Origin of the sequence: Mycobacterium sp. (assembly GCF_044370595.1) — a bacterium.
In the GTDB taxonomy this organism is placed as follows: Bacteria; Actinomycetota; Actinomycetes; order Mycobacteriales; family Mycobacteriaceae; genus Mycobacterium.
This window is the reverse complement of record NZ_JBILVF010000010.1, coordinates 1-26,536: the sequence shown is the minus strand read 5'-3', so window position 1 is coordinate 26,536 and position 26,536 is coordinate 1. Positions and strand designations below refer to the sequence as shown.

At 68.0% G+C, this 26,536-nt stretch carries 29 protein-coding genes; 9 read left to right on the top strand and 20 right to left on the bottom strand.

The window, feature by feature from the left end:
• Window positions 1-19 precede the first annotated feature (19 nt).
• Both ADBZ5N_RS02770 and ADBZ5N_RS02765 read right to left on the bottom strand, forming a co-directional pair.
• The gene (locus ADBZ5N_RS02770) at window positions 20-856 is read right to left on the bottom strand and encodes a glycine betaine ABC transporter substrate-binding protein (RefSeq protein WP_526255983.1); all 837 of its coding nucleotides are present in this window, start codon (window positions 854-856) and stop codon (window positions 20-22) included.
• Window positions 856-2,025: an NAD(P)-dependent malic enzyme gene (locus tag ADBZ5N_RS02765; RefSeq protein ID WP_526255961.1), complete on the bottom strand. Its 1,170-nt coding sequence runs from the start codon at window positions 2,023-2,025 to the stop codon at window positions 856-858. Before ADBZ5N_RS02765 ends, ADBZ5N_RS02770 begins: the two co-directional genes overlap by 1 nt.
• Window positions 2,026-2,123: 98 nt before the next feature.
• Between ADBZ5N_RS02765 and corA the strand changes: the two genes are divergently transcribed.
• Window positions 2,124-3,227 (top strand): magnesium/cobalt transporter CorA, encoded by a 1,104-nt coding sequence (corA, locus tag ADBZ5N_RS02760; protein ID WP_526255960.1) that lies wholly within the window; start codon window positions 2,124-2,126, stop codon window positions 3,225-3,227.
• Window positions 3,228-3,230: 3 nt separating this feature from the next.
• Here the strand turns inward: corA and ADBZ5N_RS02755 are convergent, their stop codons facing one another.
• The 6 genes from ADBZ5N_RS02755 to ADBZ5N_RS02730 form a co-directional block, all read right to left on the bottom strand.
• A complete protein-coding gene (locus ADBZ5N_RS02755) occupies window positions 3,231-3,845 on the bottom strand; it encodes a suppressor of fused domain protein (protein ID WP_526255959.1) in 615 nt (204 codons plus the stop codon).
• On the bottom strand, window positions 3,842-4,996 hold the full coding sequence (locus ADBZ5N_RS02750) for an ABC transporter ATP-binding protein (RefSeq protein WP_526255958.1): 1,155 nt from the start codon (window positions 4,994-4,996) through the stop codon (window positions 3,842-3,844). Before ADBZ5N_RS02750 ends, ADBZ5N_RS02755 begins: the two co-directional genes overlap by 4 nt.
• A 7-nt stretch (window positions 4,997-5,003) precedes the next feature.
• Window positions 5,004-5,828, bottom strand: a complete 825-nt coding sequence (locus tag ADBZ5N_RS02745; protein ID WP_526255957.1) for a carbohydrate ABC transporter permease — start codon at window positions 5,826-5,828, stop codon at window positions 5,004-5,006.
• A 2-nt stretch (window positions 5,829-5,830) separates the two neighbouring features.
• The gene (locus ADBZ5N_RS02740; RefSeq protein WP_526255956.1) at window positions 5,831-6,796 is read right to left on the bottom strand and encodes a carbohydrate ABC transporter permease; all 966 of its coding nucleotides are present in this window, start codon (window positions 6,794-6,796) and stop codon (window positions 5,831-5,833) included.
• A complete protein-coding gene (locus ADBZ5N_RS02735) occupies window positions 6,793-8,193 on the bottom strand; it encodes an ABC transporter substrate-binding protein (protein ID WP_526255955.1) in 1,401 nt (466 codons plus the stop codon). Before ADBZ5N_RS02735 ends, ADBZ5N_RS02740 begins: the two co-directional genes overlap by 4 nt.
• A gap of 74 nt (window positions 8,194-8,267) precedes the next feature.
• Entirely contained in the window at window positions 8,268-8,798 is a 531-nt protein-coding gene (locus ADBZ5N_RS02730) for a general stress protein (RefSeq protein WP_526255954.1), read from the bottom strand.
• A gap of 64 nt (window positions 8,799-8,862) precedes the next feature.
• Here ADBZ5N_RS02730 and ADBZ5N_RS02725 point away from each other — a divergent pair, with 64 nt between their 5' ends.
• The gene (locus tag ADBZ5N_RS02725) at window positions 8,863-9,633 is read left to right on the top strand and encodes a DUF4190 domain-containing protein (RefSeq protein ID WP_526255953.1); all 771 of its coding nucleotides are present in this window, start codon (window positions 8,863-8,865) and stop codon (window positions 9,631-9,633) included.
• On the opposite strand, the gene ADBZ5N_RS02720 is transcribed toward ADBZ5N_RS02725, so the two are convergent.
• Window positions 9,630-10,601 carry an HpcH/HpaI aldolase/citrate lyase family protein gene (locus ADBZ5N_RS02720; protein WP_526255952.1) on the bottom strand — a complete coding sequence of 324 codons (972 nt, stop codon included), beginning with the start codon at window positions 10,599-10,601 and terminating at the stop codon, window positions 9,630-9,632. The genes ADBZ5N_RS02725 and ADBZ5N_RS02720 overlap by 4 nt on opposite strands.
• 24 nt (window positions 10,602-10,625) lie before the next feature.
• On the opposite strand from ADBZ5N_RS02720, the gene ADBZ5N_RS02715 reads away from it, so the two are divergent.
• The 5 genes from ADBZ5N_RS02715 to ADBZ5N_RS02695 all read left to right on the top strand — a co-directional run bounded on the left by ADBZ5N_RS02715 (window position 10,626) and on the right by ADBZ5N_RS02695 (window position 16,446).
• Entirely contained in the window at window positions 10,626-11,933 is a 1,308-nt protein-coding gene (locus ADBZ5N_RS02715; RefSeq protein ID WP_526255951.1) for a magnesium transporter MgtE N-terminal domain-containing protein, read from the top strand.
• Window positions 11,930-12,496, top strand: a complete 567-nt coding sequence (locus ADBZ5N_RS02710; protein ID WP_526255950.1) for a DUF1003 domain-containing protein — start codon at window positions 11,930-11,932, stop codon at window positions 12,494-12,496. Before ADBZ5N_RS02715 ends, ADBZ5N_RS02710 begins: the two co-directional genes overlap by 4 nt.
• A 93-nt stretch (window positions 12,497-12,589) precedes the next feature.
• Window positions 12,590-13,723 carry a lysozyme family protein gene (locus ADBZ5N_RS02705; protein WP_526255949.1) on the top strand — a complete coding sequence of 378 codons (1,134 nt, stop codon included), beginning with the start codon at window positions 12,590-12,592 and terminating at the stop codon, window positions 13,721-13,723.
• A gap of 123 nt (window positions 13,724-13,846) precedes the next feature.
• Entirely contained in the window at window positions 13,847-15,256 is a 1,410-nt protein-coding gene (locus tag ADBZ5N_RS02700; protein WP_526255948.1) for a lytic transglycosylase domain-containing protein, read from the top strand.
• Window positions 15,257-15,303: 47 nt separating this feature from the next.
• A complete protein-coding gene (locus tag ADBZ5N_RS02695; RefSeq protein ID WP_526255947.1) occupies window positions 15,304-16,446 on the top strand; it encodes a P-loop NTPase in 1,143 nt (380 codons plus the stop codon).
• A 4-nt stretch (window positions 16,447-16,450) separates the two neighbouring features.
• On the opposite strand, the gene tatB is transcribed toward ADBZ5N_RS02695, so the two are convergent.
• From tatB to sigE, 4 genes are all read right to left on the bottom strand, one after another.
• On the bottom strand, window positions 16,451-16,831 hold the full coding sequence (gene tatB, locus ADBZ5N_RS02690; RefSeq protein WP_526255946.1) for a Sec-independent protein translocase protein TatB: 381 nt from the start codon (window positions 16,829-16,831) through the stop codon (window positions 16,451-16,453).
• A gap of 5 nt (window positions 16,832-16,836) precedes the next feature.
• Window positions 16,837-18,345: a serine protease HtrA gene (gene htrA / locus ADBZ5N_RS02685; protein ID WP_526255945.1), complete on the bottom strand. Its 1,509-nt coding sequence runs from the start codon at window positions 18,343-18,345 to the stop codon at window positions 16,837-16,839.
• A gap of 85 nt (window positions 18,346-18,430) precedes the next feature.
• Window positions 18,431-18,826, bottom strand: coding sequence for an anti-sigma E factor RseA (gene rseA / locus ADBZ5N_RS02680; protein WP_526255944.1), 396 nt, complete (start codon window positions 18,824-18,826; stop codon window positions 18,431-18,433).
• Window positions 18,827-18,944: 118 nt separating this feature from the next.
• Window positions 18,945-19,715 carry an RNA polymerase sigma factor SigE gene (gene sigE, locus ADBZ5N_RS02675; protein WP_526255943.1) on the bottom strand — a complete coding sequence of 257 codons (771 nt, stop codon included), beginning with the start codon at window positions 19,713-19,715 and terminating at the stop codon, window positions 18,945-18,947.
• Between the two features lie 216 nt (window positions 19,716-19,931).
• Here sigE and ADBZ5N_RS02670 point away from each other — a divergent pair, with 216 nt between their 5' ends.
• Complete coding sequence (locus ADBZ5N_RS02670; protein WP_526255942.1) at window positions 19,932-20,609, top strand: O-methyltransferase; 678 nt, start codon at window positions 19,932-19,934, stop codon at window positions 20,607-20,609.
• On the top strand, window positions 20,609-21,193 hold the full coding sequence (locus ADBZ5N_RS02665; RefSeq protein WP_526255941.1) for a DUF4126 family protein: 585 nt from the start codon (window positions 20,609-20,611) through the stop codon (window positions 21,191-21,193). Before ADBZ5N_RS02670 ends, ADBZ5N_RS02665 begins: the two co-directional genes overlap by 1 nt.
• Before the next feature lie 4 nt (window positions 21,194-21,197).
• Here ADBZ5N_RS02665 and glgC read toward each other — a convergent pair whose 3' ends face one another.
• The 7 genes from glgC to ADBZ5N_RS02630 form a co-directional block, all read right to left on the bottom strand.
• Complete coding sequence (gene glgC / locus ADBZ5N_RS02660; protein ID WP_526255940.1) at window positions 21,198-22,412, bottom strand: glucose-1-phosphate adenylyltransferase; 1,215 nt, start codon at window positions 22,410-22,412, stop codon at window positions 21,198-21,200.
• Window positions 22,413-22,581: 169 nt separating this feature from the next.
• The gene (locus tag ADBZ5N_RS02655) at window positions 22,582-22,749 is read right to left on the bottom strand and encodes a DUF3117 domain-containing protein (protein ID WP_003931055.1); all 168 of its coding nucleotides are present in this window, start codon (window positions 22,747-22,749) and stop codon (window positions 22,582-22,584) included.
• A 118-nt stretch (window positions 22,750-22,867) separates the two neighbouring features.
• A complete protein-coding gene (locus ADBZ5N_RS02650) occupies window positions 22,868-23,467 on the bottom strand; it encodes a DNA-3-methyladenine glycosylase I (protein WP_526255982.1) in 600 nt (199 codons plus the stop codon).
• Complete coding sequence (locus ADBZ5N_RS02645; protein WP_526255939.1) at window positions 23,464-23,787, bottom strand: DivIVA domain-containing protein; 324 nt, start codon at window positions 23,785-23,787, stop codon at window positions 23,464-23,466. The genes ADBZ5N_RS02650 and ADBZ5N_RS02645 overlap by 4 nt, the downstream gene beginning before the upstream one ends.
• A gap of 46 nt (window positions 23,788-23,833) precedes the next feature.
• Window positions 23,834-24,769 (bottom strand): glucosyl-3-phosphoglycerate synthase, encoded by a 936-nt coding sequence (locus ADBZ5N_RS02640; RefSeq protein WP_526255938.1) that lies wholly within the window; start codon window positions 24,767-24,769, stop codon window positions 23,834-23,836.
• Window positions 24,766-25,656: a dihydropteroate synthase gene (gene folP, locus ADBZ5N_RS02635; protein WP_526255937.1), complete on the bottom strand. Its 891-nt coding sequence runs from the start codon at window positions 25,654-25,656 to the stop codon at window positions 24,766-24,768. Before folP ends, ADBZ5N_RS02640 begins: the two co-directional genes overlap by 4 nt.
• A 188-nt stretch (window positions 25,657-25,844) precedes the next feature.
• Window positions 25,845-26,536, bottom strand: a 692-nt coding sequence (locus ADBZ5N_RS02630) for an AMP-binding enzyme (protein WP_526255936.1), incomplete at its 5' end; no start/stop codon positions are given.

Below are 26,536 nucleotides of genomic sequence, written 5' to 3'. Positions count from 1 at the left end.
CCGGTCGGATTTAGAGCGGTCAGCGCCCCAGCGGGTTGGCGGCCAACCACTCCTCGGCGACCGCCTGCGGGTCCTCCCCGGAGCGCACCCGGTCAGACATCTGCACCAGCGAGGCGGTGTCGAGCACCCCGGCGATCTCGTTGACCGCCCGCAACTGCATTGCGCTCATTTCGTTGCGCCGGTACAGCGCGACCACATTCTGGGCCGGGATCAGCGCCGGCTTGCGGTCGACCAGCACAACCACCCCGGCGGGGGTTCCGGTGGCCGCGGTGCTGGTCCAGGCGGCGGTGATGACATCAGCGCGCAACGCGTCGAACATCGTTGCCGGGGTGGGGAACTCGCGGCCGGGCGCCAGCGTGCACTCTCCCACCGTGCGCGGCGGTCTGGTTCCCGCCGCCGACCCGACACGCACCCGGGAACAGTTGTCCACCAGTGTGCCCAACTCTCGACTGCCCCAGGCCTCAGCAGTTGACTCAGTGACGGCCAGGGCCGCTTTGTCCTCGGCGGCGACCGCGTAGTCCGCCGCGGCGAGCCCCTCCGGCAGAGCGCCCGCCATGGCGCGGTACACCTGCTCGGCGGAACGGGCCGTCGATCCGGGGTCGAACCGCTGCAGCAGTCGGCCAGTGAAACCCGCTGTCACGGTAGCCTTTCCGGCGTCCAGAGCAGCCATCGGATCGTCGAAAACCTCCACCCGCGCGGCGGTCCCGTAGTAGCGCAAACCGGCGGCGTAGATGTTGGCCAGCAGGGTGTTCTGCGGATCCGCCGCGGCGCTGACCGTCAGCGACGGACCGGGACCGGGGCTGGTGCAGGCCACCATCAGCGCTGCCAGGGTCGCCAACAGCAGCCGGCGGAGCATCACACCTGCGCGGCAGCGGCCACCGCGGCCGCGACGGCCGGTCCGACCCGGGGGTCCAGCGGGCTCGGCACGATGTGATCGGCGGCAAGGTCGTCACCGACCACCGAGTAAATCGCCTCGGCTGCAGCCACTTTCATCTTCTCGGTGATCCGGCGGGCACCGGCGTCCAGCGCGCCGCGGAACACGCCGGGAAATGCCAGCACGTTGTTGATCTGATTCGGGAAGTCACTGCGGCCGGTCGCGACGATCGCGGCATACCGCTTGGCCACCTCGGGGTGGATCTCGGGGTCGGGGTTGGAGCAGGCGAACACGATGCCGTCGGGGGCCATGGTCGCGATCAACTCCTCGGGCACCTTGCCGGCCGAGACCCCCAGGAACACGTCGGCGCCCTTGAGGGCTTCGGCCACCCCGCCGGTGCGGCCCTCGGGATTGGTGCGGGCTGCCAGATCGGCCTTGACGGCGTTGAGATCGTCGCGGCCGCTGTGCACAATGCCGCGCGAGTCGACCACCGTGATGTCGGTCAGGCCGGCTTCGATGAGAATGTTGGCGCAGGCCACCCCGGCCGCACCGGCACCGGAGATCACCATCTTCAACGAGCTCATCTCGCGGTCGAGCACCGCGGTGGCACCCAGCAGTGCGGCGAGCACCACGATGGCGGTGCCGTGCTGATCGTCGTGCATCACCGGACAGTCCAGCGCCTCGATCACCCGGCGCTCGATCTCAAAGCAGCGCGGCGCCGAGATGTCCTCCAGGTTGACCGCTCCGAATGTGGGCCGCAACCGCACCAGCGTCTCCACGATCTCGTCGGGATCTTTGGTCGCCAGCACGATCGGGATCGAATCCAGGCCCGCGAAGGTTTTGAACAGCGCCGACTTGCCCTCCATCACCGGCAGCGACGCCGACGGGCCGATATCGCCCAATCCCAGCACCGCGCTGCCGTCGCTGACCACCGCCACCAGGCGATGTGCCCAGGTGTAGCGGGCCGCCAGGGTGTGGTCGGCGGCAATCGCACGGCTGACTTGGGCCACCCCGGGGGTGTAGGCGATGGACAACGCTCGCTGGGTGTCCAGCGGCGCCTTCAATTCCACCGACAGCTTGCCGCCCTGGTGGGCGGCGAAGATTTCCTCGTCGTCGATGACGAGATGGGATGCGGGCACCGTTTCAGACACGGCGCAAGGGTACTCGACGGCCCGGGCGGGTTCGCAGCGTCGCCCCAGCTAGCGCCACCGGCGCGTAACATCTGGTGCGACTGGCGAGAGGTGGAGAGATGGCGACCTTCCGACCGCGGCCACCCACGCTGCTGGGAATCAATCGCGCCCGGCAACACGACTACGACCCCGGCCGCATTCACCTTCCGGTGACTGAGGCAGTGGTGGATTGTGCGATCTACCTGGATGGCGCGCGCCTTCCGTGGAAGTACACGCCGGCCGCGGCCGTCGAGAAGGTGCGAGAACTCCAAGCCCAGGGGCAGCCGGCATTCTCCTGGATCGGCTTGCACGAACCCGATGAGCAGCAGATGCAGTCGGTCGCCGAACTGTTCGGTTTGCACCAGTTGGCGGTCGAGGACGCGGTGCACGCACACCAGCGGCCGAAGGCCGAGCGCTACGACGACACGATCTTCATGGTGCTCAAGACGGTGGTCTTCATCCCGCATGACACCGTCGCCCTGGCCCGCGAGATCGTCGAGACCGGTGAGATCATGGTGTTCGTCGGCGCCGACTTCGTCGTCACCGTCCGCCACGGGGAACACACCGGACTGGCCGACGTGCGGCAACGCCTCGAAGCCCTTCCCGATCAGCTGCGACTGGGGCCGATGGCGGTCTTGCACGCCGTCGCCGACCACGTCGTGGACAGCTACCGGGATGTCACCCGCGCGATGGAGGCCGACGTCGACGCCGTCGAGGAGTCGACGTTCTCCCCCACCACCAAGACCGACATCGAACCCATCTATCTACTCAAGCGCGAAGTGGTCGAACTCAAACGCGCCGTGACGCCGCTGACCGATGACATCGAGTGGCTCAACTCCAGCAATCAGGATCTGTTGTCCAAAGAAGTGCGCCGTCAGATGCGCGACGTCCTGGACCATCAGATCCTGGCCGCCGAGGAGATCGCCGAATACGACGAGATGCTGTCCTCATTGGTGCAGGCCGCATCGGCGAAGGTCGGCATGCAACAGAACCAGGACATGCGCAAGATCTCTGCGTGGGCTGCGATGGCGGCAGTGCCGACGGCTATCGCGGGCATCTACGGAATGAACTTCGAGAACATGCCGGAGTTGACGTGGACCTGGGGCTACCCCGCGGTACTGGTGGTGATGGTCTCCATCTGCTTCTTCCTGTACCGGACCTTCCGGCGCAACCACTGGCTGTAAGCCTCAGCCTGTTCCCGCCGACGATGCCGGCCGCAACGGGTCCAGCACATCCACGCGATCATCAGCCCACGCCTGACGCATCGCCTCCGCACCCTTCAGGCGCACCCAGGCACCCTCGGTCTGAGTGATGGGTGTCGCGGACAGGAACTGAACCGGCTCCCGCGGCGGGTCCAGCGCGCAATCGCCGATATCCGAAACACCAAGCAGCACAGCAGTGAACGGCGTGGCCTCCCACAGCGGCCCGGACAGGTCGACCAGCGCGTCGGGAGCCAGCACCACGCCTTCGACCGCCGGCGTGGCTGCCACCACTGCAAGGCTTCGGGCCAGTCCGGTGGTCGGCCTGCTCGCGCGCAGGCTCACCACGATCTCCGCCCGCGGCCCTCGCAGCGGATCCGACACCGCCGCAGCCGGGTCGGTCATCGGGTAGCGGGAGCAGCCCAGCGAGACGTGATGGAAGACGTTCTCGTAACCGGGGCGGGGGTCGGGCCCGAAACGCAGCACGTCGATGCGCTCTACCCCCAGAAAGGTCACCCCGGCGACGTCAGGCTCGGAATCCATTCCCAGCGCGACGAAGTGGGCACGCAGATGATCGGTGACCGCCGCCAGCGGATCGCTCACCTCTGGACAGCGGTGAGGTTCACCCCGGAATCGGCATCGAAGATCTGCAGCCGTGACGTGTCGAGCGCGAGTTCAACCGTCTGGCCGGTGGCGGCGAAGGAATCAGCGGAAACCCTTGCCACATAACGGTTGTGGCCGACACCCGAGTCGGCGGCAAGCTCGGCCAGCTGCGCTGAGCTCGCCCCGGCGCCGCCGGTGGAGAAATACACGTACTTGTCGGCGCCAAGGGACTCCACCAGATCGGCTCGTACCCCGAAGGTCAGAGCGCGGTCCCGCTCGTGGGGCTCCAGCAGCGCGGCGTCCTCGAAATGCTCCGGACGCACACCCACGATCACGTTAGCGGGCACTGCGCGGCCGTCCATCCCGTACAGCGCGATCTGACCGAACGGCAGGCGCAGGCCGGCCCCGGTGGGGGTGGCGGGAAAGAAATTCATCGCTGGTGAGCCGATGAATCCGGCCACGAACAGATTCGCCGGGCTGTTGTACAACTCGTCGGGGGTGCCGATCTGCTGGGCCTCCCCGGCGCGCAACACCACAACCCGATCACCGAGAGTCATCGCCTCCGTCTGGTCGTGGGTGACATACACGGTGGTGGTGCCCAATCGGTTCTGCAGTCGGGCGATCTCGGCCCGCATCTGCACCCGAAGTTTGGCGTCGAGATTGCTCAACGGCTCATCCATCAGGAACGCCTTGGGTTTACGGACGATGGCCCGGCCCATCGCCACCCGCTGCCGCTGACCGCCGGACAGTTGGGAGGGTCTGCGGTCCAGCAGTTCGGTGAGGTCGAGAATCCTGGCGGTCTCGGCCACCTTGGCCTCGACCTCGGACTTGGGCAGCTTGGCCAGGGTCAGGGGGAAGGCGATGTTCTGGCGGACCGTCATATGCGGGTAGAGCGCATAGGACTGGAACACCATCGCGATGTCGCGGTCCCGGGGCGCCTTCTCGTTGACCCGTTGTCCGCCGATCCGCAACTCCCCGGAGGTGATGTCCTCCAGTCCGGCGATCATGTTCAGCGTGGTCGACTTTCCGCATCCCGACGGCCCGACCAGGATTACGAACTCACCGTCGCCGATGGTCAGCGAGAGGTCCTTCACCGGTGTGGCGCCATCGGGATACCGCTTGGTCACACCGTCCAGCACGATTTCGGCCATGAACCCGCTACCCCTTCACCGCGCCGGAGGTCAATCCGGCGACAATTCGACGTTGGAAGATCAGGACGAAGATGATGATCGGGATGGTGATGACCATCGCACCCGCGGCGATGGATCCCGTCGGCTCCTCGAACTGGGAACTGCCGGTGAAGTTCGCGATTGCCACTGGTGCGGTGATCGCGGCGTTGGTCGCGGTCAGCGACAGGGCCAGCAGTAGGTCGTTCCAGGCGAAGATGAACACCAGGATCGCCGCAGTGACGATCCCCGGCGCGGCCAGTGGCGCAATCACCCGACGGAACGCCTGGGCCGGTGTGGCACCGTCCATCTTGGCGGCCTTCTCCAGATCCCAGGGAATCTCCCGGAAGAACGCCGAAAGTGTGTAGATCGCTAACGGCAGCGCGAAGGTGATGTACGGGATGATCAGTCCGGGCCAGGTGTCGAACAGTCCGATCCGTCGTTCGATATTGAACAGCGGTGTGACCAGCGAGATTTGCGGGAACATCGCGATCAGCAGGGCGGCGCCGATGAGGACCCGCTTACCGGTGAAGTTCAGCCTGGCCACCGCATAAGCCGCCATCCCGCCGATCACCACCGCGATGGCGGTGGTGATCAGGCCGATGCCGATCGAGTTCATCAGCGCAGCGGTGAACACATCGCCTTTGAAGATGCCCTTGTAGTTGTCCAGGGTGATCGACGACGGAATCAGCTTGCCGTCCTTGACCATTGAACTCGGCTTCAGCGACAGGCTGAGGATCCACAGCACCGGCAGTAGCGCGTAGATCACCACCAGGACGTTGATGACGGCCCAACCGGCCGCTCTGCGCGTGCTCATCATCACCGCATCTCGTTGTCGGCGCCGGGCGCGGCCGCGCCGAACAGTTTGATGTAGATGAACGCGATGACGGCCACGATCAGGAACACCAGCACGCTGATCGCCGAGCCCAGACCGAGGTTGAACGCCTTGAACAGGTTGTCGTAGCCCAGGATTGACACCGATCCGGTGTCATTGGATCCCCCGGTGAGCACATAGATATTGTCGAAGATCCGGAACGCGTCCAGAGTGCGGAACAGCAACGCAACCAGAATGGCCGGTTTGATCAGCGGGATGATCACCCGGGTCAACCGGGTCCAGGCGTTGGCGCCGTCGACTTCGGCGGCCTTGAGCAGATCGTCGGGGACCAGCGCCAGACCGGCGAGCAGCAGCAGAGCCATGAACGGCGTGGTCTTCCAGACCTCAGCAAGGATGATCACGGCCAGTGACGGAATCTGTTGGGTCAGTGGGGCTGTGCCGTCGGGCAGCAGGTTGGCCAGGTAACCGGTTCCCGGCGTCCACGCGTAATACCAACTGTAGGAGGCGGCCACGGTCACGATGCCGTAGGGAATCAGGATGGCTGTGCGCACCAGCCCCTTGCCGAAGATGGTGCGATGCATTACCAAGGCCAGCGCCAGCCCCAGTGCGAACTCGATAGCCACTGAGATGACCGTGATGATGAGCGTGACGAAAAAGGCTGTCCACCAGTACTTGTCGGTGAGAATGGTGGCGTAGTTGTCGAATCCGACGAATCGGGTGTCAGCCGGGCTGGCGAGGTTGTAGCGATGCAGACTCAGCCAGACGGCGTAGACGATCGGGTACGCGGTGACGGCCAGCATCAGGAAGACGGCGGGAGCGATCAGCCAGTAGGCCAGCCGGCGCTGAGACGCGGCGTCGCTGGTCAACACGGTGCGCGCCGGGTTTGTCCCTGCCGGATTGGTCCCTGCCGGATTGGTCCCTGCCGGATTGGTCCCTGCCAGATTGGTCATGGGATCAACCCCTTGCCGTCGATGGCTTTCTGCACCTGCACGGCCAGTTCGTCAGCCGTGCGCTCGGGGTCGATCTCGGTGATCGGCGCCAACGTCGCCGAGATCCGGGTGGACATGGCCTGGTAGTTCGGCGTCGCCGGCCGGACGGCCGCGTTGGTCAACTGATCCCGGATGATCGCGTACTGCGGGTACTTCTTCTGAAACGCCGGATCGGAGTACAGCGACGCGCGCACCGCCGGCAAACCGCCCTCGATCGAGGTGTAGCGCTGGTTGGCTTCGCTGCGGATGCAGCGCACCGCCTCGAAGGCCTCCGCAGGCTTGCCAGTGGTGGCGGCCACTGCGAGGTTCAGCCCACCGAGGGTGACCCGGGCAGGCTGATCCGGGATCACGCCGGGGTAGGGCGCAAAGGCGAACACCTCCTTGCTCGCCTCGAAAGCCACCTGGAACTGCTCGTCGGTGGGTGAAAAGGTGCCGGCCTCGTTGATCGCGCTGGCCAGTTCCGGTCTCTCGTTGAGTGGCAGGAACGACACCCCGCCCTTGACGGCGTTCTCCAGCATCGAGGCGAACACGAATGGCCAGTTCACTTCCAGGGCGGCATTGCCCTGTTCGAGCGCAAGCCGGGCGGTGCCCTCATCGGTCTGGGTGACCGACGGGTCGGCGCCCGGCGCGGTCGCCACCGATTTGATGATCTGCAACGCCTTGACGGTGGCCGCGCGGTGCTCGGGGGTGTCGACCAGGGTGACGGTCTTGCCGTCCTCGGAGAGCACCCGGCCGCCGGCGCTCTCCAGCAGCGTGTTGAACCACACCACCAGACCCTCATACTGCTTGGCCTGCACCGCGATCCAACTCGGCTTACCCTCGGCGTGCAGGCGGGTCGCCTCGCTGACCATCTGATCCCACGTCGGCGGTGGTGGGGACACCAAATCCGGTCGGTACCACAGCATCTGGGTGTTGGTGGTGACCGGAGCGGCGAACAGTTTGCCCTGCCATTTGGCGGTTTCAAGTGGGCCGGGCAGGGTGTCTGCGGCAGCGTCGGCCTCGGCCTGTCCGGCGGGGTCCGCCGACAGCGGCAACGCCCAACCCGCCTCGGCGAACTCCGCGGTCCACACGACGTCGAGGGCCATGATGTCGAGCGTCCGGTCATTGCCGGTCAGCCGGCGGGCCAGCTGCAGTCGCTGATCGTCGGCGCCCTTGGGCAGGCTGAACTGCTTAATGCGGAACCTGCCGCCGAACTGCTCGTTGCACCGTTTGGCGACGGCAGTGAAGGTCGCGGTCTCACTGGCCGGGGTGTAGAGGGTGACCGTCTGGCTGTCCACGCCGGATCCGCACGCCGAGGTGGCGGTGGTCAGCACCGCCAGGCCGACGGCGGTAGCACGCCGGGCACGTCTGCTCGTCACCACGACCGCCCTTTCTCCCTGGAGTCTCCTCCAGTCCGGGCGTTACTTTAACCGCGCCCCGGACGTCGTCAGCGCTAGATGGTCAGGCGCGAGAGCATGTCCCGCGCCCGTTCGGCGCTTTGCGGGTCGCACAACACGTCGTAGCGACCGGCCACCAACTGCATGGTGGAGCTGAAATCCCTGGTGCCCTTCGACATGGCGTACGGGACCGCGGAGGTGATCAGACCGAACATCACACCGGCGGGAACGGCGGCGATCAGCGCCTGAGCCAGGTTTCCGGTCAGCAACCCCAGCAGCAGACCGATGAAGACACCCAACCAGGCACCACTGAGCACGCCGCCCAGCAGCACTTTGCCCCAGCTGAGCCGCCCGATGACCCGCTCGACCTGCATCAGATCCACCCCGACGATGGTCACCTGCTGCACCGGGAACTCGTTGTCGGAGAGGTGGTCGACGGCTTTTTGCGCTTCGGCGTAGGTGGGATACGAGCCCACCGGCCAGCCTTTCGGCGGCGTCGGCAGACTCAACGGGCCCCGCCGTGACGAGCCCATTGCGCCGCCGGGGACTCCGCCCGGGTTCTGCGTTGGTGGAAAGGGACTGGTCATTGGTGTTCCTCACTCCAATCGAGGGTGGCCTGGTTCAGCCACCTACATACGCTAGGTTGACAGCATGACAGCCGCCAGCGGCGACCCCGGCGAAAGGCCGCCCAGCGAGGTCGAAAGTCGCGGCTACGAGGCACCCCCGATTGAGCAGACACCGACCCACGGCGGCTATGACGTTCCAGCCGGCGAACCGGCCGGCGGACCGGCACCGCCGGTGTACCCCGCCTACGAAACACCGGTATACCCCGCCTACGAAACACCGGCATACCCCGCCTACGAAACACCGGTGTACCCCGCCTACAGAACCTCGCCGGATCCCGCATACGGACTGCCCCCCAGTCCGGCCTGGGGACCGGCCGCCGTCGGCCCGGCATCCCCCGGCCTGCCGCCGCCGCCCGGATCTGCGCCGCCGGGATCTATGCCGCCCGGTTTTCCGCCGCAGGTGTTCCCGGGCGGGCAGGGAGGCGAGCGGGGATCGGGCTACCCCGGCCCCTATCCCCCGCCGCCGGGCTATCCCCCGGCCTACGGCCCCGGATACCCGCCCGGCCCGATGGGTTACCCCGGCTACCCCGGCTACCCCGGCTACCCCGGCTATCCGGCGCCGCCGCAGACCGGCACCAACTCCCTGGCTATCACCGCGCTGGTCTGCTCAATCCTCGGACTGGCACCTTTTTGCGGGTTTCTGTTCTCCATCGCCGGCATCGTCGCCGGGGCGGTGGGAATGAACCAGATCAAACGAACCAGGCAGTCCGGCTACGGACTGGCCATCGCCGGCATCGTCATCGGCATCGTCACCCTGCTGATCTGGATGGTCGGCATAAGCTTCGCCTGGGGCTAGTCGACCGGCGCGACGAACGGCGGCACCGTCCGGGTCATCCCGGCGGCACGGCCCTTGGCTGCCACCACCAGCGCCATCTTTCGGCTGGCCTCATCGATCATCTCTTCGCCGAGCATGACCGCGCCGCGTGCCCCGCCGGCACTGGAGGTGTGCCACTCATAGGCCTCCAGGATCAGTTCGGCACGGTCGTACTCGTCTTGACGCGGACTGAAAATCTCATTGCCGGAGTCGATCTGGTCGGGATGCAGCACCCATTTGCCGTCGTACCCCAGTGCGGCCGAACGTCCGGCCACCCGCCGGAACGCCTCGACGTCGCGCACCTTCAGATACGGCCCGTCGACGGCGGCGACGCCGTGCGCGCGGGCGGCGATCAGGATCGTCATCAGCACGTGGTGGTAGGCGTCACCGACGTCGTATCCCTCGGGTTGCTCGCCGACGACCAGGGTGCGGGTGTTGAGGCTGGCCATCAGATCTGCCGGCCCGAGGACCAGTGCGGCGACCCGCGGCGCGGCGGCGATGGCGTTGATGTTGGTCAGGCCCGCGGCATCCTCGATCTGGGCGTCGATCCGAATCCGGCCGACCGGCAGGCCGTGAGTGCGCTCCAGTTGGGTGAGCAGCAGGTCCAGGGCGTGCACGTGCGAGGCGTCTGCCACCTTCGGCAGGACGATGACGTCGAGGTGCTCACCGGCGGCCGACACCACGTCGATGACGTCGCGGTGAGTCCACGGGGTCGTCCAGTCGTTGACCCGAACACCCCGTAACTGCCCCGCCCAACCAGTCCCGGCCAGGGCGGCGGCGACCTGGGTGCGGGCGGCGGCTTTGGCGTCCGGGGCGACAGCATCTTCCAGATCCAGGAAAACCTCGTCGGCGGGGAGTCCTTTGGCCTTCTCGACCATCCTGGGGTTGCTGCCGGGAACTGAAAGGCAGGTTCGGCGCGGGCGATAGGCGGGTCGATCAGCGTGGTGCACCCGCAGACTCCTACCCTCGTATTCATGGCGTCGGTGAACAGGGTATATGCGGCGCGACTGGCGGGAATGGTCGTGCTGGGACCCGACGGCGAGTCCCTGGGCCGGGTGCGCGACGTCGTCATCAGCATCAGCTTCGTCCGCCAGCAGCCGCGGGTCTTAGGCCTGGTCGTCGAATTACCCACCCGCCGAAGAATTTTCGTTCCGATCCTGCGCGTCACCGCGATCGAGCCCGACGCCGTCACGTTGACCACCGGGAACATGTCGCTGCGCCGTTTCGTGCAGCGGCCCGGCGAAGTTCTGGTACTCGGGCAGGTGCTCGACACCCGGGTCCGGGTCAACGATCCCGAACAAGAACAGCTGGCCGGGGTCGACGTCGTCGTTGTCGACCTGGGTATCGAGCAGACCCGCACCCGTGACTGGGTGGTCACCCGGGTCGCGGTGCGCAGCCAGCGGCGGCTCGGCCGGCGCGGGGCGGTCGTGGTGGTCGACTGGCAGACCGTGCAAGGCCTCACCCCGTCTGGACTGGCGATGCCCGACCAGGGGGTGACGCAGTTGCTGCACCAGTTCGAGGGGCAGCGTCCCATCGTGGTGGCCGACGCGCTGCGCGACCTTCCCGCCAAACGGCGGACCGAGTTGATCAATGCCCTCGACGACGAACGGCTGGCTGATGTCCTGCAGGAGCTCTCCGAGGACGACCAGAGTGCCCTGTTGCGCCAACTCGACACCGAACGGGCCGCCGACGTTCTGGAGGCGATGGACCCCGACGACGCCGCCGACCTGCTCGGGGTGATGAACCCGACCGAGGCCGAGGTGCTGCTGCGCCGGATGGACCCGGAGGACTCCGAATCGGTGCGCCGGCTGCTGAGCCACTCCCCCGACACCGCAGGCGGCCTGATGACCTCTGACCCGGTGGTGTTGGCCCCGGACACCACGGTGGCCGAGGCGCTGGCCCGGGTCCGAGACCCCGACCTGACCCCGGCGCTGGCGTCGCTGGTGTTCGTGGTGCGCCCGCCCACTGCCACCCCGACCGGGCGCTACCTGGGGTGCGTGCACCTGCAGGCGCTGCTGCGCGAACCGCCGGCCAACCTGGTCAGCGGCATCGTCGACGCAGATCTGCCGCGTTTGGATCCGGACACCACGCTGGGCGCGGTGACCCGTTACTTCGCCGCCTACAACCTGCTCTGCGGGCCGGTGCTCGACGACGAGGGCCATCTGCTGGGCGCGGTGACCGTCGATGACGTCCTCGACCACCTGTTGCCGGATGACTGGCGGGAGAGCTTCGAAGAGGCCGGCGCTGCACCCATCGGGACGGCGATCGGTAATCCGACATGAGCGATGCCCGCCAACGCCTGGACACCCCGCTCACCTCGCGGCGGCCGTCGCTGAACCTGGACCCGGAGGCCGTCGGCCGGGTCAGCGAATCGGTGGCCCGCTTCCTGGGAACGGGTCGCTATTTGCTGTGGCAGACGGTCATCGTGATCGTCTGGATCTGCCTGAATCTGTTCGCCGTGACGCTGCGCTGGGATCCCTACCCGTTCATTTTGCTCAACCTGGCGTTCTCCACCCAGGCGGCCTACGCCGCGCCGCTGATCCTGCTCGCCCAGAACCGGCAGGAGAACCGCGACAAGGTGGCCCTCGAAGAGGACCGGCGGCGCGCCCAACAAACCAAGGCCGACACCGAGTTTCTGGCGCGCGAACTTGCGGCGCTGCGGCTGGCGGTCGGGGAGGTGGCCACCCGCGACTATCTGCGCCGCGAACTCGAGGAATTGCGCGAACTGGTCGAAAACCTGCAACCCACCAAACCCGAGTCGGCCAAGAAGAACGTCGGCGACCGCCGCGCAAAGAAGGGCAAGGCAAAGCCGGACGACTCCGGCGATTGGCCTTCGCCGACGTAGCTGAGGCCGGTAGGGTGAGGTGGGTCACAAGGACCGTGCGGTGGGGAAGATAGCGAGGATCAACAAGTGGGACGACGCAAGGTAAGCGGAGCGATGCGAGCGCCCGCGTTCGGGATGGCGATCTTGACGCCGGTCCTACTGGCCGGGGCGGTGGCCGCCTCCCCGGAACGGCACTCCGTGGCTATGCCCGTTGCCGCAGCACCTGCGCCGGCGCCGGCACCGCAGGCCGTCGCCCCCCGCCCGCTGGCCGAACCCGCTGCCGGCCTTCGGATTCCGGCCAAGGCGATGTCGGCCTACCGCAAGGCCGAACAGACCATGGCCACCGCGGCCCCCGGTTGCGGAATCAGCTGGAACCTGCTGGCTGGGATCGGCCGGATCGAGGCGGCGGCGGTCGGCGGGGGCGCCACCGCGGTGCGCTCGGTCTACGCCCGCCCGACGGCGCCCGCCAAGTTCATTTCGGCGACCTGGTCGCGATTCGCCTCCGACGGCGACAGCGATGGGAAGTCGGATTCGAAGAACCCCTTCGACGCGACCCTGGCAACTGCCAAGCACCTGTGCAGCAGTGGGATGAACTTCCGCAACCAGTCTCAGGCGCTGAAGGCCCTCCTGCGCTACAACGACTCGATGGCGTTCGCCGCGAACGTGCTGGGCTGGGCGGCGGCCTACTCCACGGGCACCAGCCCGCTGAACCTGCCACCGATCTACGGCCCGGTGCCGGTCCTCCCGTACCTGCCCGGCTCCTTCTGGGCGCTGGCTGGCGCCACGCAGGCCGGATATCTGCTGCCAGCACCGGCTGCCGAAAATCCGGTGCCGGCGCTGTCCGCCGTACCGCCGGTGGTTGTCGTGCCACCGGAGCCTGCTCCGATGGTGGAGGTACCGATTGCTGACGCCGCCGTGGCGCCGGTCGCCGCACCGGGTCAAGCGGCTGTCGGTTCGGCAGTCGCGCCGCAGCTGGCTCTGCAAGGAGACCGGCCCCGGGCCGAGCCGACAGAGGCATTCAGCGCACCGCCACCGCCCGCCCCGGCGCCGCTGCCGCCGGCACCGCAGGTTCCCGAGCCGCAACTTCCCGAACTGCAGCTGCCGCCCCCCGAGCCGCCCGCGGTGCCCGAGAGCCTCGGCCGCCAGGCCGGTCGGGCCCAGGCCGACATGCCGGTGCAGGCATCAGGCGGCAGCGATGGCGGCGGCGAGAGTAGGTCCGGCGGTGCGCGGCGCGGTGGCCGCGGCTGACGACTCCTGAGGGAATACGTTTCGCCGCCGTCACTACCTTATGTATGGTGACTTCGTTTACAGGATTCGACCGGAATTGGTGAGGGCGGACGAGTGGGGTTAAGGCGCGGGGTGAGCCGGGTCGTGCGATCTCCTGCGTTCGGAATCGTCGTGCTGACGCCGGTTGTGCTGTCCGGCGCGGTAGCCGCATCACCGAACAGACCGGATGTCACAGTCCAGACCGATGACGCCGGCCTGGTCGACCCCTCTTTGGAGCAGCGTTCCGAGGGTGTTTCCGTGGTGGCGATGGCTAAGACGCCCGGTGACCTTCGCTTCGGGTCGGCGGCCCTGGGGCCGCCGCCGCCCGCTGCGGTGCTGGGCATCGGCGGCATCGGCTCCGGTGGCTTGCGGATCCCCGCGATGGCGCTGTCCGCCTACCGCAAAGCCGAGCAGACCATGGCCGTGGCCGCCCCGGGTTGCGGGGTGAGTTGGAATCTGCTCGCCGGCATCGGGCGGATCGAGTCCTCGCACGCCAACGGCGGGGCCACTGATGACCGTGGCACCGCGGTACGCCCGATCTACGGGCCCGTGCTGGACGGAAGCCTGCCTGGCAACGAGATCATCGTGCAAAGCAACCTGGGCGGCCGGGCGGTCTACGCCCGTGCAATGGGGCCCATGCAGTTCCTGCCCGGAACCTGGTCGCGGTTCGCTTCCGACGGAGACGGCGACGGCAAGTCCGACCCGCAGAACCTGTTCGACGCCAGCCTGTCCGCAGCGCGTTACCTCTGCAGCGACGGGTTGAACCTGCGTAACCAAGCCCAGGTCCTGACGGCGATCCTGCGCTACAACAACTCGATGGCCTACGCCCAGAACGTGCTGGGCTGGGCGGCGGCCTATGCCACCGGCGTCGCCCCGTTGAACCTGCCGCCGATCACCGGCCCCGTCCCGGCCCTTGGCGACACCCACCTGGAGAGACCGGGCGGCCTCGGCCCCGGACTAAATGGCCTCCCCGGCGGAGACCCGCTGGCCCAACTGGCGCTGGGCAACAGCGCTGAGGCCGGCCAGTTGCGGGCCGGCCATACTCCCGGCCCGGCCAACGCTGTAGCGCCCGAACACGGCTGCGAGGTGATCTGCATGGCTTCGCAACTGGCGCCGTCGCAGACCGCGACCTCCAACCTGCCGCCGTGGATGGCTCCGCCGCCGTGGATGCCCCAGCCGCTCGGTGCACCGATGCCCGGTATGGCGCCACTTCCGGGTGCCCCCCTTCCGGGTCCGGCCCCCGCCGGCGGCCCGCTGCCCGGTCCGGCACCGGCGGGCGCCCCACTGCCCGGCATGCCGGCCACGGCTGAGGTCCCGCTGCCCGGCCTGCCCCCGGCTCCGGCGGGTGTGCTGCCCGGCATGCCCCCGGCCCCGGCAGCTCCGCTGCCCGGCATGCCGCCCGCGCCGGCCGCCGAGGTTCCGCCGCCGCCCGGACCGCAGACGCCGCCGCTGCTGCTTCCGCCCCCGCCGCCGGGCCCTCCGGCCCCGGGTGCACCTCCCGGACCACCCGCCTAGAACCCGCCGCGCGGCCACCGCGTCGCGGCGACCTAGACTCGGCAGCGATGAGCACCGAACTGGAGAACGCCGTCCGCGCGGCCCTGGCCAAAGTCATCGACCCGGAGCTGAGGCGGCCGATCACCGAACTGAACATGGTCAAGAGCGTCGCGGTCGAACCCGACGGCGCCACCCATGTCGGGATCTACCTGACCACCGCGGCCTGCCCCAAGAAATCCGAGATCAGCGAGCGGGTCCGTACCGTCGTGGCCGACGTGCCCGGCACCGCTGCGGTGACCGTCGACCTCGACGTGATGAGCGATGAGCAGCGCACCGAGTTGCGCAAGCAACTGCGTGGCGACCAGGGGCTCTCCGGTGAGTCGGTGATCCCGTTCGCCCAGCCCGGTTCGCTGACCCGTGTCTACGCGGTGGCGTCGGGTAAAGGTGGCGTCGGGAAGTCCAGTGTGACAGTCAATCTCGCCGCCGCGCTCGCCGCTCGCGGGCTGTCGGTCGGCCTGCTCGACGCCGATATCTACGGCCACTCGGTACCCCGGATGATGGGCACCGACGATCGTCCGACCCAAGTCGAGTCGATGATTCTCCCCCCGATCGCGCACGACGTGAAGGTCATCTCAATCGCCCAGTTCACCCACGGCAACGTCCCGGTGGTGTGGCGCGGGCCGATGCTGCACCGGGCGTTGCAACAGTTCCTCGCCGACGTGTACTGGGGGGACCTGGACGTGCTGCTGTTGGACTTGCCGCCCGGCACCGGGGATGTGGCCATCTCGGTGGCCCAACTGTTGCCTAGCGCCGAGATCCTGGTGGTCACCACTCCGCAGACCGCGGCCGCCGAAGTGGCGGAGCGCGCCGGCGCCATCGCCCTGCAGACCCGTCAACGCATCGTCGGCGTGGTGGAGAACATGTCCGGTCTGGTGTTGCCGGACGGTTCGACCATGCAGATCTTCGGCGAGGGCGGTGGCCGCCAGGTGGCTGAGAACCTCACCCGTGCGGTGGGGGCCGACGTGCCACTGTTGGGCCAGATCCCACTGGATCCGGCATTGGTGACCGCGGGGGATTCCGGTGTCCCGCTGGTACTTTCGACGCCGGATTCAGCGGCAGCTCAGGCGCTACGCAGCGTCGCGGACAAGTTGGCGTCGCGTCGGCGCGGATTGGCCGGAATGTCGCTCGGCCTGGATCCGGCGGGCCGCTAGCGGCCTAGGTGGCGTCGGCGTCGAAGGGCGCCGGACCCGGTGGGGGCACCGGTGCGCTCTGCGGTTTGACCTCCCGGTCGCTTCGTGGGCTGTCGAACTCGCCGGTGATCCACGAGTCGTCGCCGTCGAGCAGGTGTTTGGTGATCGCCGCCTTGGGCGTCATCCCGCGGAGCTTCTGCAGTTCGTCGATCGGCTGGCGCAGGTCGTCGAATTCCGAGCCGAACTCGTCCCGCAGTTCCCGGGTGGCGCCGCTGAGGTATTCGCGCGCCTTGCGGATCGTGGTGGCGCTCCAGCGGATGGCCTCCGGCAACCGTTCCGGCCCCAGCACCACCAGACCCACCACCACAAGCAGGAACATCTCGCCCCACCCGATGTTGGCGAACACGGCGGTTAGCTAGCCGAAGGCTTGTCCGGCGCCGGATTCACCGTCACCGTGACCTTGCGACCCTCCCGGATCACCTCGATCGGGGCGTCCTGGCCGATGGCCAGCTGGCGAACCGCCACGACGAACTCGTCGGCGTCGGCCACGGTCCGGTCCCCGACCTTGACCACCACGTCGTTCTCCTTGATGCCCGCCTTGTCTGCGGGCCCGCCGGCGGTCACATTGCGGACCTGCGCCCCGGAGGCCAGGTCGTTGCTCACCGACGAGGCGGTCAATCCGAGCGTCGGGTGGGCGATCTTGCCGTCCTTGATCAGGGCCTCGGCGGTGGCCTTGACCTCGTTGACCGGAATCGCGAAACCCAGGCCACTTGCGCTGTCGGACAACGACTTTCCGGCGGTGTTGATACCGATGACCTCTGAGTTCATGTTGATCAGCGGCCCACCGGAGTTGCCGTGGTTGATCGAAGCGTCGGTCTGCACACCGTCGATGACGGTGTCGGTGTCGGATCCGTCGCCGGACAGCGGCACCGGACGGTCGAGCGCGCTGATGATGCCGTGCGTCACGGTGCTGCGCAAGCCCAGTGGTGCGCCGACCGCGACCACCTCTTCGCCCACCGTCAGCTTCTCCGAGTCACCCAGCCGGGCCACCGTGAGGTTGTCGACGTTGTCGACCTTGAGCACGGCCAGGTCGGTCTTGGGATCGCGGCCGACCAGGTTTGCCGGCACCTCTTTGCCGTCGTTGAACACCACGGTCATCTTGAACTTGCCGGGGGTGGCGGCGGCCTCGGAGATGACGTGGTTGTTGGTGACGATGTAGCCGCGACCGTCGACGACGACGCCGGAGCCCTGCGAGCCCGTCTCGTCGCTCTCGGTTTCGATGGTCACCACCGAATCGGCGACGGACGCGGCGACCTGAGCGAACCGGCCGGCCGGCACCTCACCGGTGTCAGAGGTCGACAGCGTCACCTTGGAGGTGGTGAATGCCTCGACCACCTCGGCGGTCTTGCGTCCGACCCAGCCTCCCACCAGCCCGATCAGCAGGGCGGTGATGCCGAGGACGGCCAGTGCGACGTAGGACACCCGGCCGCCGAAGAGCACATCGCGAACGCCGAGCTTGCCCGGCGGCGGCCCGACGACGACCGGAGCCGACCGTTCCAGCGCCGGGGTGCCCAAGGCGACACCGGCGGCCGGGTCGCGCCAGGGATCATCGGGCTGTTCGGCCTGCAGGTCCCGGGCGTCGAGGGCACCGGCGTCGGCCGGATGCCGCTGCAACGATTCGGTTCCCGGATAGGGGCGGCTGAACGCCTCCTGCAGAACCGGATCCGTCCGCGTGGCGCTGGCCGTGTACTCCTGGGAGTCCCGGTACCGGGCCGGCCGCAGCTTCTCGGCGACGAACGAACCGTCCACCCCGTCCGGGCGACCGAAGGTACGGACCGCCTCCGGGTCCACCGGTGGCCGTGAAACGGGCCGGGGCGCCAACCGGGGCGCACCGCCGGCACTGTCTTTCTCGGAGCTCACATCAACCTCTATCCGAACCCTCTATCGACGCCGGGAGCAGGGGGGCGTCAGTTCTGGTCTGCACTGCTCGATGTTGGCCTTCACCCTACCGGCGTCTACGCCGGCCACGGGTCGCGCCGGTCCCGTCGTCGTCGCCGGCCGGAGGGGCAGGCTCGTCGGGCGTGGACTGTGGGATCTGGGACAACAGCCCCATCAGGGTGCTGGGCATGGTCACCGGCCGGCAGTCCCGCAGGGCCTCGCGGGCCTGCCCCTGGGCCTCCACTTCGGCACGGCACTGCGGGCACGCCGACAGATGGCTGCTGGCCCGCAGGTGGGCCTTCATCGGGAGCTCGCCGTCGACGTAGGCGGCCACCGCTTCGGCCGAGAGGTGGTCGATGGAACTGAACCGCCGGGGGGCCTCCAGTGCGGCCTCGTCGACCGAGACGAAGTGCGGCGGCAACCAGGACAGCGCCCGACGGAAAACATGCCCCGGATCGACCATCGAGTGCACTCCCTTCCAGCTGCCGCGCACGTCCGCCCGATAACGGCGGGAGACGCCTAGCTCGAATGTAGCGCGAAGACGACGAGATGACATGGCGTGACGGGTTTGCCGTGGCGCGTCAGGCCAATTCGGAGTCGGTGCGGCCGTGGGCGGCCAGATAGTCCCGCAGCGCCTGGCGGCCGCGGTGGATCCGGCTGCGCACGGTGCCCAGTTTGACTCCGAGCGTGGCCCCGATCTCCTCGTAGGACAGACCTTCGATGTCGCACAGGACTACGGCGGCGCGAAACTCCGGTGGCAGCGAATCCAGGGCAGCCTGCAGGTCCGGGCCGAGTCGCGAATCGTGGAAGATCTGCTCGGGGTTGGGCTCGCCGGCCGGTACCCGGTCGTAGTCCTCCGGCAGCGCTTCCATGCGGATCCGGCTGCGGCGACGAACCAAGTCGAGGAACAGGTTCGTGGTGATGCGGTGCAGCCAGCCCTCGAAGGTGCCGGGTTGATAGTCCTGCACGGAGCGGAACACCCGGATGAAGGTTTCCTGGGTCAAGTCCTCGGCGTCGTGTTGATTGCCGGAAAGCCGGTAGGCCAGCCGGTAGACCCGGTCGGCGTGCTGGCGCACCAATTCGTCCCAGGACGGCATGGCTCCCCGGTCGCCGGTGGCGTCGAACACTGCGGTGCCCTGCAACTCGTCGGACGGCTCCACCCAGTCGGCTTCCCCGGTTGGGGTGACGTGCGACATGGTGATCGGGGCCGTCAAGGTGGCGTTCGTCGGATCCTCCTGGATATCGTGCGCTGTTGGCGCTGCGTCAACGGATGCCGCACCAACGAACGCGTCAGGACTCACAACGTCGACTCCCACGGGAGTATTCCCCGCCCAGCCGCTGAGGCTTTTCATGGGCGTCAGCTTTCCCGACTGCGGTGAGGGAGCTATGTGGGCAAAGTAAGCGTTGACTGAGAAATCTTCGCGCAACTGGCTTTTAACAGCGCCGATGTCAGCGATCGGTCATTTCTTAGCAATTTCATTAGATTAGCTCATCGGCGTGTCGGCCAGACGCCGCGGCAACGGGCGCGTCGGCCCATTTGGCGACGTGGTTCATCTACGCTGCTGAGAATGTCCGCTACCGACGAACCGCCACCGAGCCGGGCAGACGAACCGGCACCGAGCCGGGCCGAGCGGGTACTTGCCCACGCCGAGGGTTCGATCTCCGAGGACGAGATCGTCGCCGCCGCCCGAGAACGTGCGATGGACGTCGGTGCCGGGGCGATCACCCCCGCGGCCGGTGCGCTGCTGGGCCTGTTGACCCGACTCTCCGGCGGTCGGGCTGTTGTGGAGGTCGGTACCGGGGCGGGCGTCAGCGGCCTGTGGCTGCTGTCCGGGATGCGCGATGACGGTGTGCTGACCACCATCGACATCGAGCCCGAGCATCAGCGCCTGGCCAAACAGGCCTTCACCGAGGCGGGTGTCGGGCCGGGCAGAACGCGGCTGATCGCCGGGCGCGCGCGGGAAGTTCTGACCCGACTGGCCGATGCGTCCTACGACCTGGTGTTCATCGACGCCGCCCCGGTCGACCAGCCGCACTTCGTGGCCGAGGCGGTGCGACTGCTGCGGCCCGGTGGCCTCATCGTGATGCACCACGCGGCGCTCGACGGCCGGGCCGGTGATCCGGAGGCCCACGACAGCGATGTGGTCGCGGTACGTGAGGCCGCCCGGATGATCGCCGAGGACGAGCGTTTCACCCCGGTGCTGGTCCCGCTTGCCGATGGAATCCTGATCGCGGTGTGCGACTGATGGAACTGCTGACCGGGTTCGGTCTGGCCACCGCCGCCGGTTTGAACGCCTACATTCCGATGCTGCTGTTGGGCCTGCTGGGCCGATTCACCGGTGTGATCAACCTGCCGACGGGCTGGTCCTGGCTGGAGAACGGCTGGGTGCTGACCATCGTCGCGGTGCTGTTGGCCGTGGAGATCGTCGCCGACAAGATCCCGGCGCTGGATTCGGTCAACGACACGGTGCAGACCCTGGTGCGGCCCACCGCCGGCGGCATCGTGTTCGGAACCGGCACCGCCGCGCAGACCGCCGCGGTCACCGACCCCGGCGAGTTCGCCCGGGCCGGTCAGTGGGTGCCGGTTCTGATCGGGGTGGTGACCGCGCTGGTGGTGCATCTGACCAAGACCGCGGTGCGACCGGCGGCCAATGTGGCCACCGCCGGCGTGGCGGCGCCGGTGCTGTCGACCGTCGAGGACCTCACCAGCGTGGGTCTGACGTTGATCGCGATACTGATACCCGCCCTGGTGCTGATCGTCCTGATCGCCTTGATCTGGGCCGCGGTCTGGCTGTTGCGCCGACGGCGCCGACGGCGCGCCCTGCCGTGATCGGCTAAATCCAGACGCCCTTACCGACCGCGACCACCCCGCCGGCGCTGATCGCGAAGCGTTCGCGGTCCTTCTCGAGGTCCACCCCGACCATCTCGCCGGGCCCGACGACGACGTTCTTGTCCAGGATCGCCCGGCGGACCACCGCGCCGCGCCCCACCCGGACGCCCGGCATCAGCACGCTGCCCTCGACGATCGCGCCGTCATCGACCACGACATTGCTCGACAGCACCGAATTGCTCACCGAGGCCGCCGAGATGATGCTGCCCGCCCCGACCACCGACTCCTGCGCCGAGCCACCATTGACGAACTTCGCCGGCGCCAGGTTCTCGGACTCACCGCGGATCGGCCAGCGCTTGTTGTACAGGTTGAACACCGGGTGCACCGAAACCAGATCCATGTGGGCGTCGTAGAAGGCGTCCAGTGTGCCGACGTCGCGCCAGTAGCCGTGGTCGCGTTCGGTCGCGCCGGGCACCTCGTTGTCGCTGAAGTCGTAGACCGCAGCCATCCCGTCGGCGACGAGATTGGGAATGATGTTGCCGCCCATGTCGTGGTCGGAGGTGTCGTCGTCGGCGTCGGCGCGGATGGCGTCGATGAGAATCTTGGTGGTGAAGATGTAGTTGCCCATCGACACGAAAGTCTGATCCGGGTTGTCCGGAGCGGCGGGGGGGTCGGCTGGTTTCTCCACGAAATTGCGGATCCGCCCCGATTCGTCGGCGTCGATGCATCCGAACGCGCTGGCTTCGGCGCGCGGCACCCGGATTCCGGCCACCGTGGCGCCGGCACCGCTTTCGATGTGGAACTTGACCATCTGCTCGGGATCCATCCGGTAGACGTGGTCGGCGCCGAACACCACGATGTAGTCGGGATCCTCGTCGTAGATGAGGTTCAGCGACTGATAGATCGCATCGGCCGAACCGGTGTACCACCGCGGCCCCAGACGCTGCTGGGCCGGAACCGGGGTGATGTACTCCCCGGCCAGGCCGCTCAGCCGCCAATTCTGCGAGATGTGCCGGTCCAGGGAGTGCGATTTGTATTGGGTCAGAACGCAAATGCGTAGGTAGCGGGCGTTGACCAGGTTGGACAGCACAAAGTCGATGAGCCGGTAGGCACCGCCGAACGGGACGGCTGGCTTGGCGCGGTCCGCTGTCAGCGGGTAAAGCCGCTTGCCCTCACCGCCGGCCAGAACGATGCCCAACACGTGCGGCAACTCCCTCATGGATGTAAACCTAACCTGCCCCAGCCGTCTTCGGGAGGGGAAGTTGGGCCACGAGTTCGGTGGCCTGCACACCCGCGCCCAGTAAAGCCGAACCACCCGGTAGCGCCGAACTCCCACCGGCAGCAGGAAACCCCGTGCGCCAGGCACGGGGTTTCCTGCGAACGGGCTGTTAGCTGGTGACGCCTTTGAGCTCATCACCGAGAGCTGCGGCCTCTTCCGGAGTTAACTCGACTACCAGTCGGCCACCGCCCTCCAGTGGTACCCGCATCACGATGCCCCGCCCCTCTTTGGTCGCTTCAAGCGGACCGTCGCCGGTCCGGGGCTTCATCGCCGCCATCGAGTGCTCCCTCCAGATCGAGCAAACCCGCCGGCGCCGTCGCCGGTACCGGTCTGGTTAATCCTAATGGTTACCATTGTTCCCTATCGGCAGGCAGAGAGCGAAAATGGCCCGGTGGTCAACGCCTTCGCCGAGGCCGTCCCTCCTCGCAGCGGGACTGATCGCCCAGGGACGGGACCCAGCAGTCGCGCAGGTGATCGTCGACCATCCCGGTGGCTTGCATCAACGCGTAAGCAGTGGTCGGGCCGACAAAACGGAAGCCCAACCGTTTGAGATCACGCGCCAGCGCGGCCGACTCCGGCGACTGGGCGGTTACGTCGGCGCTGCTGGCAGGCCTTCGCCGCGGCGCAGGCGCGTAAGACCACAGCAGGTCGGACAGGTCGGCGTCCAGGTCGGCCGCCACCCGGGCGTTGGTGATCGCGGCCTCGATCTTGGCCCGGTTGCGGACGATGCCGGGGTCGGCGAGCAGCCGTTCCACGTCGCGGTTGGAAAACCCCGCCACCGTCTCGATGTCGAATCCGGCGAACGCGCGCCGGAAATCATCCCGTTTCCGCAAGATGGTCAGCCAGGACAGGCCGCTCTGAAAGGCCTCCAGCGTCATCCGCTCGAACAATTCGGTGCGCCCGCGCAACGGCCGGCCCCATTCGTCGTCGTGGTAGTCCGCGAGGAGCCCGGCCGTCGCCCAGGGGCATCGAATCCTGCCGTCGACCCCGCTCACCGGTCCGGCGGGCGGGCGGGTTCGGTCCATCCCGTGGCGGCCCGGGCCACGGCCAGTTCGGCACGCAGTTGGTCCAGTTCGGCTCCCAGCCGGTCGAGCACCCAGTCCACTTCGCTGGTCTTGTAACCGCGCAGCACCTGGGTGAACTTCACAGCCTCAACGTCGCGGCCGGTGACCCCGCAGGCCGGGAGAACGGTCGCGGTGGTGGCCCGCGGCAGCGGCGGCAGTTGTTCGCCACGGCCGAACAGGAAACTGGCTATCCCGAACAAAACGGTGGCCACCAAGATCAGCACTACGAGGTACATCAGGATCAGCGTCACACGCCCGATCCTGCCTCAGCCGGGTGCGGGCAGGACTGGGGGGCCGTCAGCGCAGGGTGTTCATCGGTGGCCGGTCGGCCAGCGAGACCACCGATGTCCGGGGAACCATCGCCGGGCCGTCGTGGATTGCCTCGCCGGGGAAGAATTGAGTGAGCCCGACTCCGGAGTCCGCGATCCCGCATCGGGTGAGCAGTGTGGCGATGATCTGCCGGCTCATCGGTCCCAGTTCACTCAGCGGTCGGTTGCGGTGGGTGCGGACTCCCAGGTTGACCTGGGCGATGGCGCCAAGCCCGAAGCGGTCGTAGGTGTCGATCAGGATGCCGATCTCCACCCCGTAGCCCGGGGCGAATGGCACCGCGGTCAGCAGTTCGCGGCTTCCGGCGTACTCTCCGCCCAGCGGCTGCGACACCCAGCCGAGTTCTGGCCGCAGCGCCGCCAGCAACGGCCGGGCAACCAATTCGGTGACACGCCCGCCACCGGTGGCTTGCTCAGCGGCGCCGAGTCTCAGCGGACGCCGGTAGAAACCGCGGACCAGGTGGATCCCGTCCCGGGTCAGCAGCGGACCAACCAGCCGTGGCACGAACATCGGGTCCGGGTCGATCAGGTCGGAGTCGATGAACACGATGATGTCGCCGGTGGTCGCCGCCAGCGAGCGCCACAGCACCTCACCCTTTCCGGGCTGCGGCGGGATCTCGGGCAGCACGTCCTCGCGGCGCACCACCCGGGCGCCGGCGGCCACCGCGCGGGCTTCGGTGTCGTCGGTGGACCCGGAGTCCAGCACGATCAGTTCGTCCACGAGGCCGCCCAGCATCGGGGTGATCGTGTCGATGACGGCACCGACGGTCGCGGCCTCGTTCAGAGCGGGCAGGACCACCGAAATGGTGCGCCCCCGCTTGGCGGCTTGCAGTTCGGCCACCGTCCAGGGCGGTCGCTGCCAACTGTGGTCGGCCAGCCAGTCCGCGGGTGTGACGATCCCGGTCATGCCAGCCCCCGTACCGTCCGGGCCGGGGGGCGCCCACCTTTGATCGAGGCGACCATCTCCAGCACGCGGCGGGTGGGACCCACCTCGTGCACCCGGAACATCCGCGCCCCGTCGGCCGCGGCCAGTGCGGTCGCGGCCAGTGTCCCCTCGAGGCGTTCGGTCAGTTCCACGCCCAGAGTCTCGCCGATGAAGTCCTTGTTGCTCAGTGCCATCAGCACCGGCCACCCGGTGTTAACGAGATCTTTCACATGCCGCAACAGGGCGAGTCCGTGGAAGGTGTTCTTGCCGAAATCATGAGTCGGGTCGATCAGGATCCCGTCCCGGCGCACCCCGACCTTGGCGGCGTGTTCGGCGGCCGCGGTGACCTCGGCGATCACCGCGTCGACCACCCCGGTCACCGAGGTGCCGTAGTTCACCCGGAACGGCCGCGTCCGGGGCACCGCCCCGCCGGTGTGCGAGCAGACCAGTCCGGCGCCGAATTCCGCGGCAACCTCGGGCAACTCCGGGTCGTGGCCGGCCCAGGTGTCGTTGATGATGTCGGCGCCGACCGCGCAGGCCTGTTTGGCCACCGACGCCCGCCAGGTGTCGACGCTGATGCACTGCTGCGGGTAGGAGGCGCGAACCCATTCGATGAACGGCACCACCCGTCGGCTCTCCTCCTCGGCGTCGACGACGGTGCCGGGGCCGGCCTTGACTCCGCCGATGTCGATGACGTCGGCGCCCTCGGCGACGACCCGGTGCACGGCTTGCATGGCCGCCTCGTCGGTGAAGGTGGCGCCGCGATCGTAGAACGAGTCCGGGGTGCGGTTGACGATCGCCATGATCAGGGCGCGGTCGCCTGCCACCGACTTGCCGCAGAAGGTCGCGCTCACGCCGACAGTATCCATCACCACCTTTGCCAAGAGTGTGGGCTATCCATGCAAAACAGCCCGCGCACCTACGGAGGCCGCACATTTGGGCGTCAGCCCCTTGGACACCTCCCGGCTGATGGGTCGGCGCTCCGGCGGGGCTTCGTCCCTCAGCCCCTTGGACACCTCCCGGCTGATGGGTCGGCGCTCCGGCGGGGCTTCGTCCCTCAGCCCCTTGGACACCTCCCGGCCGCCACCTCGCCTGGGTAGCCGTCGTAGAACGCGACGTAACCCTCCTCGCGGCCGGCCAGCACGTACAGCGGGTCGCTGATCGCCGCCGCGGGGGCTCCGTAGGCCTGGTTGCGCAGTTCCACCTTGCGACTCTTGAACGTGCTGGTGGTCTCCAGCGACGTGACGATCCGCACGAACAGCGGGACGGCGTAGGGCGGCAGGATGCGGTAGAGGGTGTCCGCCAGCACCTTGCCGTCGAACTTCGCGCCGTCGCGCAGTTTGATCGCCGCCATGCCGGCCCGCCCGCCGGTGTCGGGGATCTCCACGCCGAACACCGCGCACTCCTCGATGCTGCGGTCGGCGGCAAGGGCCGCCTCGACCTGCGTGGTGGCGACGTTCTCACCTTTCCACCGGAAAGTGTCGCCGAGCCGGTCGGTGAACGCGGCGTGGCCCATGCCCTGCGGGTTCATCACGTCACCGGTGTTGAACCAGACGTCGCCGTCCTTGAAGGCGTTGCGCACCAACTTCTTCTCGCTCGCCGCGGCGTCGGTGTAGCCGTCGAAGGGCGCCAGCCGCGTCACCGGACTGATCAGCAACCCGGGCTGACCGGACGGGACGCGGCGCACCCGCCCGTCGGAACCGCGAACCGGTTCCCCGGTCTCTGGGTCGTATTCGACGTAGGCCATCG